The organism is Nocardia huaxiensis (assembly GCF_013744875.1).
GTDB classification, from domain to species: Bacteria; Actinomycetota; Actinomycetes; order Mycobacteriales; family Mycobacteriaceae; genus Nocardia; species Nocardia huaxiensis.
The window spans coordinates 7,618,848-7,633,904 of the sequence record NZ_CP059399.1 but is presented as its reverse complement, the minus strand read 5'-3'; the positions used below and the strand labels follow the sequence as shown (position 1 = coordinate 7,633,904).

The window sequence follows — 15,057 nt, the reverse complement described above, 5'->3', positions numbered from 1 at the left end:
TCGGCGGGTTCGACGTAGTTTCGAGTGCAGTCATGTGACGGTGGTCACAGTGGTGTGGCGGGGTCGGCGAGGCGGTCCGGATCGACCGGTTCGCCGCTCAGGATCAGGGCTTTGATCCGGTCTGTCACATCCCACACGTTCACATTCATTCCGGCCAGCACGCGATTGCCGGAGTCCAGCCAGAAGGCCACAAACTCGCGCTTGCCCAGATCGCCGCGCACCACGACGCGGGCGTCCTGCTTCGGCGCGACATAGCCCGTGTACTCCATGCCGAGGTCGTACTGATCGGTGAAGAAGTAGGGCAGGCGGTCGTAGACGGCCGATTTGCCGAGCATGGTGGCCGCGGCGACGGCGGGCTGGTTGAGGGCATTCGCCCAGTGCTCCACGCGAATCCGCCGGCCCAGCACCGGATGCATCTGGTCGGCGATATCGCCCACCGCGACGATATCCGGGTCGCTGGTGGCCAGACTCTCGTCGACCAGAACGCCGTCGGCGGTGGCCAGGCCCGCGTCGACCGCCAGATCGATATTGGGTCGCGCGCCGACCGCGATCAGCACCGCGTCGGCCTCGATCCGGGTGTCGTCGGACAGTCGCACGCCGGTGGCGCGGCCGTCGCGGACCGTGATCTCGGCGACCTTCGCCGCACAGCGCAGATCCACCCCGTGCTCGCGGTGCAGGTCGGCGAAGACCTGACCCATCTCGGCCCCGAGCGCGGTCTGCAATGGCACCGGCAGCGCCTCGAGGACGGTGACCTCCAGCCCGGCCGTGCGGGCCGCGGCCGTCACCTCCAGGCCGATCCAGCCGCCGCCGACCACCACCAATCGCCGTGCGGTGCGGAACATTTCGAGCAGCGCCTCGGTGTCCTCGGCATTGCGCAGCGTGTACACCCCGGCGGCGTCGGCGCCCGGCACCGGGAGCCGGCGCGGGCGAGATCCGGTGGCCAGGGCCAGTTTGTCGTAGGGCAGGGTCGTACCGTCCGGCAGCGCAACGGTTTTGGTGCTGCGGTCGACGCCGGTGACGGTGGTGCCGACCAGGATCTCGATGTGATGGTCGCGGTACCACTGGGCGGGGTCCACGATGCAGTCGTCGGGCGTCTTCTTGCCCAGCAGGCATTCCTTGGACAGCGGCGGGCGTTCGTAGGGCAGCCGCTCCTCCCCGCAGATGAGGCTCACGGTGCCGTCGAAATCATTGGCGCGCAAGGCTTCCGCGAGCTTGGCTGCCGCCAGCCCACCGCCCGCGATGACGAACCTGGATGCCGTGGTCATGCCGAACCTCCCTGCACCGATGAGCCCCTGTTTCGACCCTAGCCCTCGTGCGCGGAGCACCGGCGGAAATATCGGCAAGATTGTTCGTTGTTGCGCATGGAGTACGGCCGTGTCCTGTGTGCGAAGAGTGTCCGGCGCGGCCGTAACCCCCATACGCGAAAGGAAGCGCTCGTGAGCGACGCCAAGAAGGATCGGGTCGATTTCTGGTTCGATCCGCTGTGCCCGTGGTGCTGGATCACCTCCCGCTGGATCCTCGAGGTCGAGCAGGTACGCGATATCGACGTGAACTTCCACGTCATGAGCCTCGCGGTGCTCAACGAGGGCCGCGACGACCTGCCCGAGCAGTACCGGGAACTGATGAAGACCGCGTGGGGCCCGGTGCGGGTCGCCATCGCCGCCGCCGAGGCCAACGGCGACAAGGTGCTCGCACCGCTGTACACCGCGCTGGGCACCCGCCTGCACAACCGGCGCGCGGAGCTCGAGGCCGAGCACGGGGATCAGCTGCTGAAGGTCGCCATCGCCGAGGCGCTGGACGAGGTCGGCCTGCCCGCCGATCTCGCGGCCGCCGCCGAGAGCGCCGACTACGACACCGCGCTGCGGGCCTCACACCACGCCGGAATGGACAAGGTCGGCAAGGATGTCGGCACACCGACCATCCATGTGAACGGCGTGGCGTTCTTCGGGCCGGTGCTCTCGCGCATTCCGCGCGGGGAGGTCGCGGGCAAGGTGTGGGACGGCGTCGTGGCGCTGGCCTCCTTCCCGCACTTCTTCGAGCTCAAGCGGACCCGCACCGAGGACCCGGAGTTCGACTGAGCTGAAAATGGCCGTGCCCCCGTCGTTTCGGACGGGGGCACGGCCTAGCGCCGGCCGGCGCGCGGCTCAGATCGGCCGTTTGAACTGCGTGGTGTCGCCGTAACCGCCCTGCGGGAAGGGCGGCTGCTGCGGGAAACCGCCGGTCGGATACTGCTGCGGCCCGCCCGGGTACGGCGGGTAGCCGCCCTGCGGCGGGAAGCCCGGCGGCGGCTGCGGCGGCATCATGGGCGCGTCCGGGCGCAGGAACAGCTTGCCGTGGCGGCTGCGATCACGCAGCGCCCACATGCGCCAGGTCAGCACCGGATGGCTGGACAGCGCGTTCACGATCCACACGAAGAAGCCCTTCTCCTGCGGTGCGCGATCGGCCATCTCGTCGAATCCGACCAGCGTATTGAGGTACTTGCCCGCGGCGAGGGTCTGCATGGCGCCCTGCGCGCCCACATGCCGGTTGCAGTAGCCGTAGTTGTCGGCCGTGTACTCCTGCGAGCGCACCAGCGAACTGCCGATGATCGGCAGGAACGGCACCGCGAACATGCCCAGCTGCCGCCAGTACGACACATGCCCGGCCGCGATGTGCCCGACCTCGTGCCCGATGATGAAGGCCAGCGCGTCGGGTTGCCGTGCCGCGCCGCTGATTTCGAACAGATCGCTGTAGACCACCACGAACCGCCGGAACCCGTGACCGGAGGCGAAGGCATTGATCTGCCCATTGCCGGTGATCACGAACGCGTCGGGCGCCTGCTTCATACCGAGCCGCGCCGCCGCCTCCTGCACCATCCGGTACCCCTCCGGGAACTGGGTGGGCGACATCTTCACGCCATTGATCCGCATGGTCGCGTAGTTGGTGCCTCGCCCGAACCACAGGATCAGCGGGGCCAGGATCAGAATCAGCAGATAGTCGTTGATGCTGTCCCCGAAGAACAGTTCCACCAGCGCGAACAGGTAGGCGAAGAAGGTGATCACCACGACCACCACCAGTAGCGGGATCTCCCAGCTGTGCCGTGCCGGCATCCCGAACGGCGACAGCCCGCGGGTCTTGTCGTGCGGCGGGATCACCGGCGGCGTGTACGCGGCCTGCACACCCCATCCGGGCGGTCCGACCTGCGGATTCCACCCCGACATCCCGGTGACCGGATTCCATTGCGCAGCAGGCTGCTGCGACTCTGCGACGGGCTGCTGCCCGCCAGGCGTTTCCCCCGAAGTGGCGTTCGGCGGCGGTGATTGATCGTCCGACGTCATGGCGTGAACTCTACGTTTCTGTAGCGGGAACAGGACGGCCCTGGCGACTGGGTTCACTTCCCGCCGACCGTGACCTCGGCGACAGGAGCACCCTGTTATTCGCGCGAGCCATGACTCCGCGTTAATCGCTCGGCACTGAATAACAGCACCCCAAGAAACTCCCACCCAGTAACGGGGGCCGGGGGCAGCGCCCCCGATACCGGGGGTCCGGGGGCGGAGCCCCTGGGAAAAATAGAGCCGGAGCCCCCCTCATCCCGAACCAAGACTGCCGCCCCTCACCCCCACCCAGAACCGACACCTGACAGAATCTCCCGCATGCGCGTATACCTGGGTGCCGACCACGCCGGCTTCGAACTGAAGAACATCGTCAAGGCTCACCTCGAGGGCCAGGGCCATGAGGTCACCGATTGCGGCGCCCTCGAATACGACGCCCTCGATGACTACCCGGCCTTCTGCATCGAGGCCGCCCGCCGCACCGTCGCTGACCCGGGCTCGCTCGGCCTGGTTTTCGGTGGCTCCGGCAATGGCGAGCAGATCGCCGCCAACAAGGTCCCCGGCGCCCGCTGCGCCCTGGCCTGGAGCGTCGAGACCGCACAGCTGGCCCGCCAGCACAACAACGCCCAGCTGATCGGCATCGGCGGCCGCATGCACTCCACCGAGGAGGCTCTCGCCATCGTCGACGCCTTCCTGTCCACCCCGTGGTCGGAGGAGCCGCGCCACCAGCGTCGCATCGACATCCTCGCCGAGTACGAGAAGACCGGCGTCGCCCCCGCCGTCCCCGCGTACTGACCTGTGCCGGAAGGCCATACGCTGCACCGCCTGGCGAAGCTGCACCACAAGCGCTTCGCCGGCGGTCAGGTCCGCGTCTGGAGCCCGCAGGGCCGCTTCGCCGAAGGTGCGGCGCTCATCGACGGCCAGGTCCTGACCAAGGCCGACGCCTGGGGCAAACACCTACTGCACCACTATGATTCGGGCCTGGTCGTACACGTCCACCTCGGCCTGTACGGCAAGTTCACCGAATCCCCCGCGCCCCTGACCGATCCGGTCGGCGAGGTGCGCATGCGCATGATCGGCGCCGGCCGCTCCGGCGCAGCATTCGGCACCGACCTGCGCGGCCCCACCGCCTGCGAAGTCCTGCTCGAACCCGAAGTAGACGCCCTCACAGCACGTTTGGGCCCCGACCCGCTGCGCCGCGACGCCGACCCGGACCGCGCCTGGCACCGCCTGTCCCGCTCCCAACGCCCCATCGGCGCGCTGCTCATGGACCAGAAGGTCCTGGCCGGGGTCGGCAACGTCTACCGCGCCGAAGTCCTTTTCCGCCACGGCATTTCACCGCACCGCCCCGGCAAGCAGCTGAGTCGTGAAGAGTGGCAGGCCATCTGGGACGACCTGGTCGAGCTCATGAAGATCGGCGTCCGCCGCGGCCTGATGCACGTGGTGCGTCCCGAGCACGATCACGGCGCCCCGTCCTACGCCGCCGACCGTCCGCGTACCTACGTCTACCGCCGGGCCGGCGATCCCTGCCGCCTGTGCGGGACCGCCGCGCTGCACACGGTGATGGAGGGCCGAAACCTGTTCTGGTGCCCCACCTGTCAGGCTCACTGAGGTTCGATCGGTGGTGGCTTGCGCGTCGGCGTGGCTATCGTGGGCGGGTGTGGGCAAATCATCGGCCACTGCTGATCGACACGCTGCTCGCGGTGACGCTGACAGCCTTGACCGTGGTCGGCATGCCGACGTCGGATCGTACGAGTTGGCCGGCGGTGATATTGGCGGCATTGTCGACAGCACCTGTCGTGGTGCGCAGTTATGCGCCGGTGGCATGCGTGGTGATCATCAGCGGTGCGGTGGTCGCGTACCTCCTGCTCGGCCACGGCGGGGACTTCCCGCTCTATGGGATCGGCCTACTGGTCGGGATGTTCAGCGTGGCGCAGCATCGGCCCACCCGGGTCGCCGCGATCATCTGGGTGCTGGCGTTGGCCGCCGCGCTATTCGCCTACCTGCCGACGGCTGCCGGATTGAGCTGGCCGGATGCGGTGAACGCGGTACTGCAGACGGTGGGTGCGTGGGCGCTGGGCGACGCGTTCCGGCGGTGGGCCGAGCGGGCCGACCAGCGGGCGGCGCAGGCCGCCGCCGAGGAGCGGGCGCGGATCGCGCGGGAATTGCACGATATTGTCGCCCATCACATATCGGTTATCTCTCTGCAAGCCGGAGTGGCCGAGTACGTATTGGATTCCGATCCGCGGGCCGCACGCACGGCGCTCACCGCGATCGCCGATTCCGGTGGCCAGGCGCTGGCCGAGATGCGACGGATGCTTGCGGTGTTACGGACCGACCCCGATGATCATGCGGATTACCACCCGCAGCCGGGCCTGGCGCAGCTCAATGAACTGGCCGACCGCACTCGTGCGGCCGGTCTGCCCATCGAACTCATCCGCACCGGGCGAGCTCGGCCGCTGCCGCCGGGAATGGACCTGTGCGCCTACCGAATTGCGCAGGAAGCGCTGACGAACGTCCTCAAACATGCCGGCCCCGCGGCGGCCCGGATCTATCTCGACTACGGCGAACACACGCTGACGGTGCGGGTGATCGACAACGGCCATGCATGCGTACCGTCGACGAGTTCTGCTGTGCCGCAGGGTATCTCGGGGATGCGCGAGCGCGCCGAGCTGTACGGCGGTGTCCTGACCGCAGGCCCGCGCACCAGCGGCGGATTCGCTGTCGAACTGCGGCTGCCGACGAGCGGGGTTCGATGACCATCCGCGTACTCGTCGCCGATGACCAAGCGCTCATCCGTGCCGGGCTGACCACCCTGTTCAGCGCCGCACCCGGATTCGAGATCGTGGGCGAAGCCGCCGACGGTCGCCAGGCCGTCGAACTCGCGACCCGCACTTCCCCGGATGTGATCCTGATGGATATCCGGATGCCCGTGCTCGACGGGATCGCGGCTACCCGACAGCTTCTGGATGTTCCAGCCGACAACCGACCGCAGGTTGTCGTTCTCACCACCTTCGACCTCGATGAATACGTCTATGCCGCGCTCGCGTCCGGAGCGTCCGGATTTCTGCTCAAGGACACTCCGGCGCAGCGGATCATCACCGCCGTGCAGGCCATCGTCGCCGGTGACATGCTCCTCTCCCCCGTCATCACGCGCAGGCTGATCGAAACCTATGCACACCAGCACCGGACCAGGGCTGCCGCCGGCCCTCGGCTGCGCGCTCTCACTCCTCGCGAGACCGAGGTCGCACGGCTGATCGGCAATGGCCTGACCAATGCCCAGATCGCGCGGCACCTGGAACTCAGCGAAGCCACCGTCAAAACCCACGTCAAACGGATTATCGGCAAACTCGGGCTGTCCAGCCGTGCGCAAGTCGTCGTCGCCGTCTACGAGAGCGGCTTGATCACGCCCTTCCCGCCGACCGATCACCGGCACCCGTAACGCCGGATGTACCACCCTGGGGGTACAGCGAATTCCGGGCGTTACCGGATAGGCGTGGATGGATCCCGTCTCTACCGTCGGAACGGTCAGTTCGAGAAGGAAATCGTCATCCGGTGGAAAGAGGGACAACAGCGTGGGTTGGGGCATATTTCGGGAACGCGGCCGGTACCTCATCGTCGCCGCGGCGGTGCTGGCCGCGGTGGGTTGCGAGGAAAGCACTGCGGCCGACAGCACAGCGAATCGGAGTGCCGATGTATCGATGTCCACTCGAGTTACCGACGCGCTGACCGGCCTGGTCCGCTCCGGGATGCCCGGCGCGCAGGCGATTATCAGCGGACCGGACGGGCAGCACGCGTTCACCGCCGGTGCTGGTGACCTTGCCACCGGTGCACCCTATGCGGACGGGGCCCATATTCGAATCGGCAGCGTCACAAAGACTTTCGCTGCCACGGTGGTGATGCAACTTGTCGGTGAGGGCGCCGTCGATCTCGAGGCTCCGATCGAGCGGTATCTACCGGGTGTGGTGCAGGACAACGGCAATGACGGCAACCGGATCACGGTGCACCAATTGCTCCAGCACACCAGTGGACTCGCGGACTTCGCTCCCGAAGGCGGCTCCGAAAAGCTGCCTCAGCAACTCGATCAGACGACCGACGGCCGGGCCTATCGCGATTTCACGTCGGCAGACCTGGTGCGTATCGCGACGAGCATGCCGCCGCAGTTCGAACCCGGAGCGCAATTCCGCTATACCAACACCAACTACGCGCTCTTGGCGATGCTGATCGAACACGTCACGGGCCGCCCGTTCGCCGCCGAGATCAGCAGCCGCATCTTCGATCCTCTCGCCATGCGCGACAGTTACATTCCGTCGCGCGGTGACACCGGCTTGCGCGATCCGCACCCGCTGGGCTATCGCAAGGTCGACGACAAGTGGGTCGACGTCACCGAGGCCGAGGTGGCATGGGCGGGGGCGGCCGGCGCGATCGTCTCCACCGGAGCCGACGTGAACAGGTTCTTCATCGCGCTGGTCACCGGAAAACTGCTACCGGCAGCGCAACTCGCGCAGATGGAAGACACGATGCCGATGCCGCCCTTCACCGAGATGACTTACGGCCTCGGTTTGGTCCGATTCCAGGTGCCCTGCGGGAACGAGGTGAAGGAGGCGTGGGGGCACTCCGGTGGGATCCCCGGTTTCAGCACGATGGCGATAGCCACGAGCACGGGGACCGCGGCAACCATCAGCGTCAACACCGAGCAGACCAACGAACAGTATTCGTCCGCGTTCACAGCGATAGTCTGCGCGGTCGCGTGACTCGTGGGGCGCTGTCGTACGCCGCCGACCGGACCCGGGTGATTCAGCGCGGGGCGAGGCGGTGCACCACGATGCCGGATTTGAAGGTTGTGGTGCCGAGCAGTTCGAGGTGGGTGAGGTCGGCGTAGCCCTCGAAGAGGCGGTCGCCGCTGCCGGCGATCGTGGGGAAGATCCAGAAGTGGTACTCGTCGACGAGTTTCGCCTCGAGCAGGGTGTGTGAGAGCGAACCGGTGCCGAATTTGAGGATGTCGCCGCCCGCTTCGGCTTTCAGTGTGCGGATAGCGTCGGTGACGTCACCCTGGAGGATCGTGGCGTTCCAGGTGGCGTCCTCTTGCGTGAGGGTGCGGGAGGCGACGTACTTGGGCATGGCGTTGATGCGCGCGGTGTACGGGTCGTCGTTGGGGCGGGTGGGCCAGACCTCCGCGAAGCTCGCGTAGGTTTCGCGGCCGAGCAGCAGGGCGTCGCAGGCGAAGAGGAGTTCGGAGGCGTAGCCGCTGTGCTCGGCATCCCAGTAGGGGCCACCCCATTTGTGTGGTTCGCCGATGACGCCGTCGGTGGTGACGAAGGTGGATTCGATGATTCGACGCATGGATACCCTCCGGTCGGTGTAGATCGTCCGCTTCAGCATCCTGGCTCGAAAAGCGGCTCATCAAGCGGTGTTTCGACAACGCACTGTTGAGCGGCACTAAAAGCCGTGCCTGCCGCACGGGCTCTATCCGGCCGGATTTCAATGTGCCATTGACAAATGGCGCATTGGGGGATGATTCTTTGAGGCATGGCGAAAATAGGGTCAATGGCGACCTTCCCGCCGACGCTGGCACCCGCGATTCCGGCGGCCGCATCCGTGCGGTCCCGGGTAGCGGCTGCGGCGTCGGTGCTGGGTCTGCGGCAACTCAACGGCGTACTTCCCGATAACCGAGCCGGTATCGCGGCCGGGCGGGCACTCATCGCGGGGATCATGGCGGCGGGCGGACCGGTGCCGGGCGGCACGCGGGTGACGCGGGTCCGGTCCGGCGGCGTGCGCGGCGAATGGGTCCGGGCGGCCGGGGTCGCGCAGGGTGATCGCGCCATCTACTACATCCACGGGAGCGGGTACGTGGTCTGCTCGGCGCGGACGCACCGGGCGCTGGCCTCGCGGTTGTCGCGGGCCACCGGGGTGCCGGTGTTCGTCGTGGACTACCGGCTGGCACCGGAGAACCGCTTCCCCGCGGCGGCGGACGACGTCGCGGCGGGCTACCGCTGGCTGCTGGAAAACGGTTACCGGGCACAGGATCTGGTGTTCGGCGGGGATTCGGCCGGTGGGCATCTCGCGCTGGATCTCCTGCTGCGCAACGACAGTGCGGGCGTGCCGCAACCGGCCGGGGCGTTCATGTTCTCGCCGCTCATGGATCTGACCATGAACCTGGCCGAGCAGCAGGACCGCCGCTCGCCCGATCCCATGGCTCCGGCATGGGTGGGGCGCAGGCTGATTCGGCACTACACCGGTGCCGAGCCCGCGGATTCGCCGCGACTGCGGTTGCGCATTCCGGCGGGTGCGAACCTGCCGCCGCTGTTCGTGCAGGCGGCTACCGGTGAGATGCTCGCCGGGGATGCCCGGCACCTGCGGGATATGGCCGAGGCCGCCGGAGTCGGCTGCGAACTGGAGCTGTGGCCCGGGCGGATACACGTTTTCCAGGCGTTGCCGCTGCTGGTTCCGGAGGCGGCGCCCGCACTGCGGAGGGCGGCTGCCTTCGTCACCGGCGTGCTGGCGGAGACCAACCTTTCACTGCGGACCGAGGCGGTGTGATCATGTGGTCGATCGATATGGTGCGGACGGCGCTCGGTGGGAGTCGCCGCAGTCATGGCGCACGGGCGGTCGTCACCGGCGCGGGCAGCGGCATCGGGCGGGCCTTCGCGCTCGAATTGGCCGCGCGCGGTGGGGAAGTGCTGTGCGCGGACATCGACAAGGAGCGGGCCGATGAGACGGTGCGGCTGATCGAGCGCACGCACGGCCGGGCCGCGCACGCCTTCTTCTGTGATGTCGCCAAGCGTGACGACGTGGAGCGGCTGGCGGCGCGGGCGGAGGAGATCTTCGGTGGGCCGCCGACGCTGGTGGTCAACAATGCCGGGGTCGGCATCGGCGGAAAACCGGTGGGGGAGATCGGGTTCGGGGATTGGGAGTGGGCGCTGGGCATCAACCTGTGGGGTGTGGTCCACGGGTGTGAGATCTTCGCGCCGCGCCTGCGGGCGGCCGGGCGGGGCGGCATCGTGAATGTGGCCTCGGCGGCCGGATTCGCGGCCGCGCCGGGGATGGCCGTCTACAACACGTCCAAGGCGGCGGTGCTGTCGCTGTCGGAGACCATGGCCGCCGAACTCGCGGGCAGCGGTGTCGCGGTGACCGTCCTGTGCCCGACCTTCGTGAAGACGAATGTGGTCGCCGACGGCCGGATCACCTCGGGCTCTTCGCGTTTGGCGGAGGGGCTGATGCGCATGTCCGGGTTCTCCCCGGAGCGGGTCGCCCGCGGCACGCTCGACGCGCACGACCACGGCCGGCTGTATGTGCTGCCGCAGTGGGATGCCCGCCTGGTCTGGCAGCTCAAGCGCACCTTTCCCGCCACCTACACCCAGGCGCTCGGCCTGCTCAATCGTGTCCTCCCGCAGGACGATTCAGCACCCGCGCCGGAAAACTTCGTGAAGACAGGAGTCTGATCATGTCCTTCGACTTCGACGCCATGCTCGGCAAGATCAAGGCCCGGCAGTGGGCGCTCGCCGACATCGACTGGGACGCACCGGGAACCGAGCTCATCGACCCCGCCCTGCACGCCAAGCTCAAGCCGTTCATGGCCGATCTCATGTGGATCGAGAACGTGGGCGCCCGCGGTTTCGCGGCCATGGCCAAGAAGGCCCCCACCGAGACGCTGCGCGAGATCTACCGGTACTTCCACGCCGAGGAGCAGCGGCACGCCAATGCCGAACTGGCGCTCATGCGGCGCTGGGGCATGCTCGACGGGGACGAGATCCCGGAGCCGAACATCAATGTGAAGTTGGTGATCGACTTCCTGGACAAGCACTCCGACGAGATGTCGCTGTCGTTCCTGGGCACCGTCATCCCCATGCTGGAGGTGGCCCTCGACGGCGCGCTGATCAAGTTCATCACCGACGAGATCGAGGACCCGGTCGCGCAGGAGGTCTTCAAGAAGATCAATGCCGACGAATCCCGGCATCTGGCAACCGATTACGCGGTCATGGAGCTGCTCGGCCACGCGAGTGTGCGCAAGCTGGCCATCGATCTGGTGGGCGGCTGGGCCAAGCCATCGTTCATCGTGGGCGTGCTCAGCTACGTGCCGCTGCTGAACAAGATGCGCGACAATATCGTGGACATGGGCGTCGACGAGGAGAAGCTGTACGCGGCCATGCGCCGGTTCAAATCGGTCGGGGAGCGGACGCCGATCGCGAACCGGGTGCCCATGTACCGCATCGTGAAGATGCACGGCAACTGGGTGATCAACCGCGAGCACCCGTATCACCTGTTCGCCGACGCCATGGTCAAACTGACCGCGCGGATTCCGGACCGCTTCCTGGGCGCGCAGCCCACGTGGTCGAAGGAACTCACCTACGAGCCGGTCGCATGAGCGCCGCGACGCAGCCACTGGACGTGGCCATCATCGGGGCGGGATTCGCGGGGATCGGTACCGCGATCCGGTTGCGGCAGAAAGGGATCGGCAACTTCGCGATTCTGGAGCGGGACAGCCACGTGGGCGGCACCTGGCGGGACAATACCTATCCGGGCGCGGCCTGTGATATCCCGTCGCGGTTGTACTCCTACAGTTTCGCGCCGAACCCGGAGTGGTCCCAGACCTATTCGGGCAGCGGGGAGATCCTCGGCTACATCGAGTCCATGGTCGACGAGTTCGGGATCAGGCCGTTCATCCGCTTCGGGCACAACGTCACGGGCGTGGAGTTCGACGAGGTGAGCGGACTGTGGTCGATCACACTGGCGGGCAAGCGGACTCGGCTGCGAGCCAGATCCGTGGTGCTGGCCTCGGGGCCGCTGTCGAATGCGGGCTTCCCGCAGATTCCCGGCATCGACGACTACGAGGGGCACAAGATCCACAGTGCCCGCTGGGATCACGACTACGACTTCACCGGCAAGAAGGTGGCCGTGGTCGGCACGGGAGCCAGTGCGGTGCAGATCATTCCGGAGCTGGTGCGAAAGGCGGCTGCGGTCAAGGTCTTCCAGCGCACGCCCGGCTGGGTGCTGCCGCGGGTGAACCGGAACACCCACGGGCTCACCAAGAAGCTGTACCGGCAGTTCCCGATCAGTCAGACGCTGGCGCGCGACGCCTGGTTCTGGGGACACGAATCGGTGGCGCTGGGGGTGGTGTGGAACACCCCGCTGACCCGGGTAGTGGAGCGGATCGCCCTGCTGCACTTGCGAACCCAGGTCGAGGACCCGTGGCTGCGCCGTCAGCTCACGCCCGACTTCCGGGCCGGATGCAAGCGGCTGCTCATGAGCAGCGACTACTATCCGGCCCTGCAACGCGACAACTGCACGCTCGTCACCTGGCCCATCGCCCGCATTTCCCCGCACGGCATCCGCACCGCGGAGGGGATCGAGCACCGGTTCGACTGCATCGTGTTCGCCACCGGATTCGAGGTATCCAAGCAGGGCACGCCGATTCCCGTCACCGGGCGTGACGGCCGTCGGTTGAGCGAGGAATGGCAGCGGGGCGCATACGCTTTCAAGAGCGTGGCGGTGGCGGGCTATCCGAATCTGTTCCTGACCTTCGGCCCCAACTCCGGTCCCGGGCACAATTCGGCGCTGGTCTACATGGAGGCGCAGATCGAATACCTCACCGAGGCAATCGATCTGCTGCTGCGCAAGGATCTGCGCATGCTCGAGGTGCGCCGCGACCGGCAGGACCGCTACAACGCGGGCCTGCAGCGCCGCCTCACCGCCACCACCTGGAATTCCGGCTGCCGCAGCTGGTATCTCACCGAGGACGGGTTCAATGCCACCATGTACCCCGGCTTCGGCACCCAGTACGTGCGACAGCTGGCCGCCCTCGATCCGGCCGACTACACGCTCACGCCGCGCGACGCGGCGCCGGTGAGCGCCGGGGACCGGACCACCGCCCGGCTCGGCTAATGTCGTCACCAGGTGCGCTGCCCGTGCCCGCGATGCTCACCGGCATCGGGGCACGGGTGCTGCGCGTGGTGGGCGAGCGGCTGGCGGAAAGGGTGGGTGCGACGCAGGTGGCGGAATACCGCATCGACGATCTGGCTCGCGCCGCCGGCACCACCACCCGCAATGTGCGCGCCTATCAGGAGCGCGGGCTGCTGCCCGCCCCGACCCGGCGCAGCGGGCGCGCGCACATCTACGACGAATCGCACCTGGCCCGGCTCAAGATCATCGACACGCTGCTGCAGCGCGGCTTCACCACCGCGCACATCGCCGACTTCATCACCAGCTGGGAGACCGGCAAGGACCTCACCGAGATCCTCGGCCTGCAGCAGGCCGTCACCGCCACCTGGGGCGGAACCGAAGAGCCGCTGGAGGTTCCGCGCGAACTCGTCGACACCTTTCTCGGCGATCCCGAACGCGCACCCGTCGACGAGGATCAGCTGGATCGGCTGGTGCAGTTGGGCCTGGCGCGCGTCCGTGACGACACGGTCGAGTTCACCCGTCCCGAACTGCTGGAGACCTTCGCCCAGCTGCACACCTACGGCATTGAACTGCCCGGCCTCATCGACCTCTACGCCGGGGTGGTCGCGCGACTCGAGGACATCGCGCGGCTCATGGTGGTGGCCGCCAAGGACCACATCGTCGCCCAGCACGGCCCCGGCTGGCTGCCGGAATCCGATGCCGAGATCGCCGAAACGACCGCCATGCTCAACAATTGGCGCGACCTCGGCACCCGCGCCGTCCGCAGCAGCCTCGATCAGGCCCTGGATCGGGTGCTGCAGAGCGAGCTGAGCGACTATCTGGAGACCGCCGCGCGCGCCAGGCAGGGCGAGACGCGGGAGTGATGCCGGGTCCCGCGCTCGGATCCGAACACGCTGCGGCGGTGGCTATCCCGCGTGGGCGTCGACCAGGTTGGTGACGGCGGCCCAGGCGTCGAGCTCGTCGAGGCGTGCGGTGAGCGCGGTGCGCATGCTGTCGGATCCCGCTGTGCCGAGGGCGAGACGGCGGGGCGGATTGTCGCTGGCGACGGCGGTCCGGATGCCCGCCGCGACGCGATCGACAGCGGAGAAGGCCGTGGCGGGCAGCGCTCCGATCGCCTGCTGCACGGCACGCACCGTCTGGTCGTAGTCGGCGTGCGTGGCCGTGGCCGCGTCGAGGTTCGACAGGAACGGTGTCGCGGTCAGACCCGGCTGCACCAGCGTGACGTGGATGCCGAGGGGTGCGAGTTCGGCGGCGAGTGCGTCGGAGAGTCCTTCGAGGGCGTATTTGGTGGCGGCGAGCAGTCCGACGCCGGGGTCGGCGGTCTGGCCGTAGTAGGACGAGCCCTGCACGATGTGCCCGGATCGCCGGTTCCGCAGTACCGGCAGGGTCGCGCGCAGGACATTGAGCACGCCGAAGACATTGGTGTCGAAGATCGCTCGTGCCTGTGTGTCGGAGGCTTCCTCGACCGCCCCGAACAGCCCGTATCCGGCGAGGTTGGCGACGACGTCGATATGGCCGAAGCGCGCCACGCCCTGCTCGACCGCTTTCGCGACGGCGGCCTCGTCGCGCACGTCCGCCTCGATGGTGAGCAGCTCGCCGGATTGTGCCGGGGCGGTGAGGTTTTCGGTGTTCCGGGCCACCGCGATGACAGCTTCGCCGGCTGTCATCGCCTGGATCGCGAGTTCACGGCCGATGCCCGAGGAAGCGCCGGTGATGAACCAGACTCGCGAGGTATGTCCTTCATTCGTCATGTTGCGACCGTAACTGGTTAGCTCGCAACATTTCAAGTAGTTGATGGGAAAGAGTTGTGACCGAACGAGCTAGCCTGGGGATGGCATTGGTAGAG

Annotated in this window: 15 protein-coding genes; 11 read left to right on the top strand and 4 right to left on the bottom strand. The window is 67.5% G+C overall.

Translation table 11 applies throughout. The features are described 5' to 3' along the window. Nucleotides 1-44: 44 nt before the first annotated feature. Nucleotides 45-1,265, bottom strand: a complete 1,221-nt coding sequence (locus tag H0264_RS34960) for an NAD(P)/FAD-dependent oxidoreductase (protein WP_181581483.1) — start codon at nucleotides 1,263-1,265, stop codon at nucleotides 45-47. A gap of 171 nt (nucleotides 1,266-1,436) precedes the next feature. Here H0264_RS34960 and H0264_RS34955 point away from each other — a divergent pair, with 171 nt between their 5' ends. Continuing rightward, nucleotides 1,437-2,078, top strand: a complete 642-nt coding sequence (locus H0264_RS34955) for a mycothiol-dependent nitroreductase Rv2466c family protein (RefSeq protein WP_231084391.1) — start codon at nucleotides 1,437-1,439, stop codon at nucleotides 2,076-2,078. Nucleotides 2,079-2,144: 66 nt separating this feature from the next. Here the strand turns inward: H0264_RS34955 and H0264_RS34950 are convergent, their stop codons facing one another. Next, nucleotides 2,145-3,200 carry a M48 family metallopeptidase gene (locus tag H0264_RS34950; RefSeq protein ID WP_181586067.1) on the bottom strand — a complete coding sequence of 352 codons (1,056 nt, stop codon included), beginning with the start codon at nucleotides 3,198-3,200 and terminating at the stop codon, nucleotides 2,145-2,147. 432 nt (nucleotides 3,201-3,632) lie between these two features. Here H0264_RS34950 and H0264_RS34945 point away from each other — a divergent pair, with 432 nt between their 5' ends. From H0264_RS34945 to H0264_RS34925, 5 genes are read left to right on the top strand one after another with little or no spacing between them, the layout of a single operon-like run. Next, complete coding sequence (locus tag H0264_RS34945) at nucleotides 3,633-4,106, top strand: ribose-5-phosphate isomerase (RefSeq protein WP_181581482.1); 474 nt, start codon at nucleotides 3,633-3,635, stop codon at nucleotides 4,104-4,106. A gap of 3 nt (nucleotides 4,107-4,109) precedes the next feature. Beyond that, complete coding sequence (locus tag H0264_RS34940) at nucleotides 4,110-4,922, top strand: Fpg/Nei family DNA glycosylase (protein WP_181581481.1); 813 nt, start codon at nucleotides 4,110-4,112, stop codon at nucleotides 4,920-4,922. 47 nt (nucleotides 4,923-4,969) lie between these two features. Further along, on the top strand, nucleotides 4,970-6,070 hold the full coding sequence (locus H0264_RS34935; protein WP_220139903.1) for a sensor histidine kinase: 1,101 nt from the start codon (nucleotides 4,970-4,972) through the stop codon (nucleotides 6,068-6,070). Then, nucleotides 6,067-6,753, top strand: a complete 687-nt coding sequence (locus tag H0264_RS34930) for a response regulator (RefSeq protein ID WP_181581480.1) — start codon at nucleotides 6,067-6,069, stop codon at nucleotides 6,751-6,753. The genes H0264_RS34935 and H0264_RS34930 overlap by 4 nt, the downstream gene beginning before the upstream one ends. Before the next feature lie 58 nt (nucleotides 6,754-6,811). Beyond that, a complete protein-coding gene (locus H0264_RS34925) occupies nucleotides 6,812-8,065 on the top strand; it encodes a serine hydrolase domain-containing protein (RefSeq protein WP_220139902.1) in 1,254 nt (417 codons plus the stop codon). Nucleotides 8,066-8,108: 43 nt separating this feature from the next. On the opposite strand, the gene H0264_RS34920 is transcribed toward H0264_RS34925, so the two are convergent. Beyond that, on the bottom strand, nucleotides 8,109-8,654 hold the full coding sequence (locus H0264_RS34920; RefSeq protein WP_181581478.1) for a dihydrofolate reductase family protein: 546 nt from the start codon (nucleotides 8,652-8,654) through the stop codon (nucleotides 8,109-8,111). 204 nt (nucleotides 8,655-8,858) lie between these two features. On the opposite strand from H0264_RS34920, the gene H0264_RS34915 reads away from it, so the two are divergent. Genes H0264_RS34915 through H0264_RS34895 form a run of 5 tightly spaced genes read left to right on the top strand, consistent with a single transcriptional unit; the run spans nucleotide 8,859 to nucleotide 14,074 of the window. Further along, nucleotides 8,859-9,851, top strand: coding sequence for an alpha/beta hydrolase (locus H0264_RS34915; protein WP_181581477.1), 993 nt, complete (start codon nucleotides 8,859-8,861; stop codon nucleotides 9,849-9,851). A 2-nt stretch (nucleotides 9,852-9,853) separates the two neighbouring features. Beyond that, nucleotides 9,854-10,753, top strand: coding sequence for an SDR family NAD(P)-dependent oxidoreductase (locus H0264_RS34910; protein WP_181581476.1), 900 nt, complete (start codon nucleotides 9,854-9,856; stop codon nucleotides 10,751-10,753). Nucleotides 10,754-10,755: 2 nt separating this feature from the next. Continuing rightward, nucleotides 10,756-11,676: a ferritin family protein gene (locus H0264_RS34905; protein WP_181581475.1), complete on the top strand. Its 921-nt coding sequence runs from the start codon at nucleotides 10,756-10,758 to the stop codon at nucleotides 11,674-11,676. Continuing rightward, on the top strand, nucleotides 11,673-13,193 hold the full coding sequence (locus tag H0264_RS34900) for a flavin-containing monooxygenase (RefSeq protein ID WP_181581474.1): 1,521 nt from the start codon (nucleotides 11,673-11,675) through the stop codon (nucleotides 13,191-13,193). Before H0264_RS34905 ends, H0264_RS34900 begins: the two co-directional genes overlap by 4 nt. A 32-nt stretch (nucleotides 13,194-13,225) precedes the next feature. Beyond that, a complete protein-coding gene (locus H0264_RS34895; RefSeq protein WP_181586065.1) occupies nucleotides 13,226-14,074 on the top strand; it encodes a MerR family transcriptional regulator in 849 nt (282 codons plus the stop codon). A gap of 42 nt (nucleotides 14,075-14,116) precedes the next feature. Here the strand turns inward: H0264_RS34895 and H0264_RS34890 are convergent, their stop codons facing one another. After that, the gene (locus H0264_RS34890) at nucleotides 14,117-14,962 is read right to left on the bottom strand and encodes an SDR family NAD(P)-dependent oxidoreductase (RefSeq protein WP_181581473.1); all 846 of its coding nucleotides are present in this window, start codon (nucleotides 14,960-14,962) and stop codon (nucleotides 14,117-14,119) included. Nucleotides 14,963-15,057: the final 95 nt, after the last annotated feature.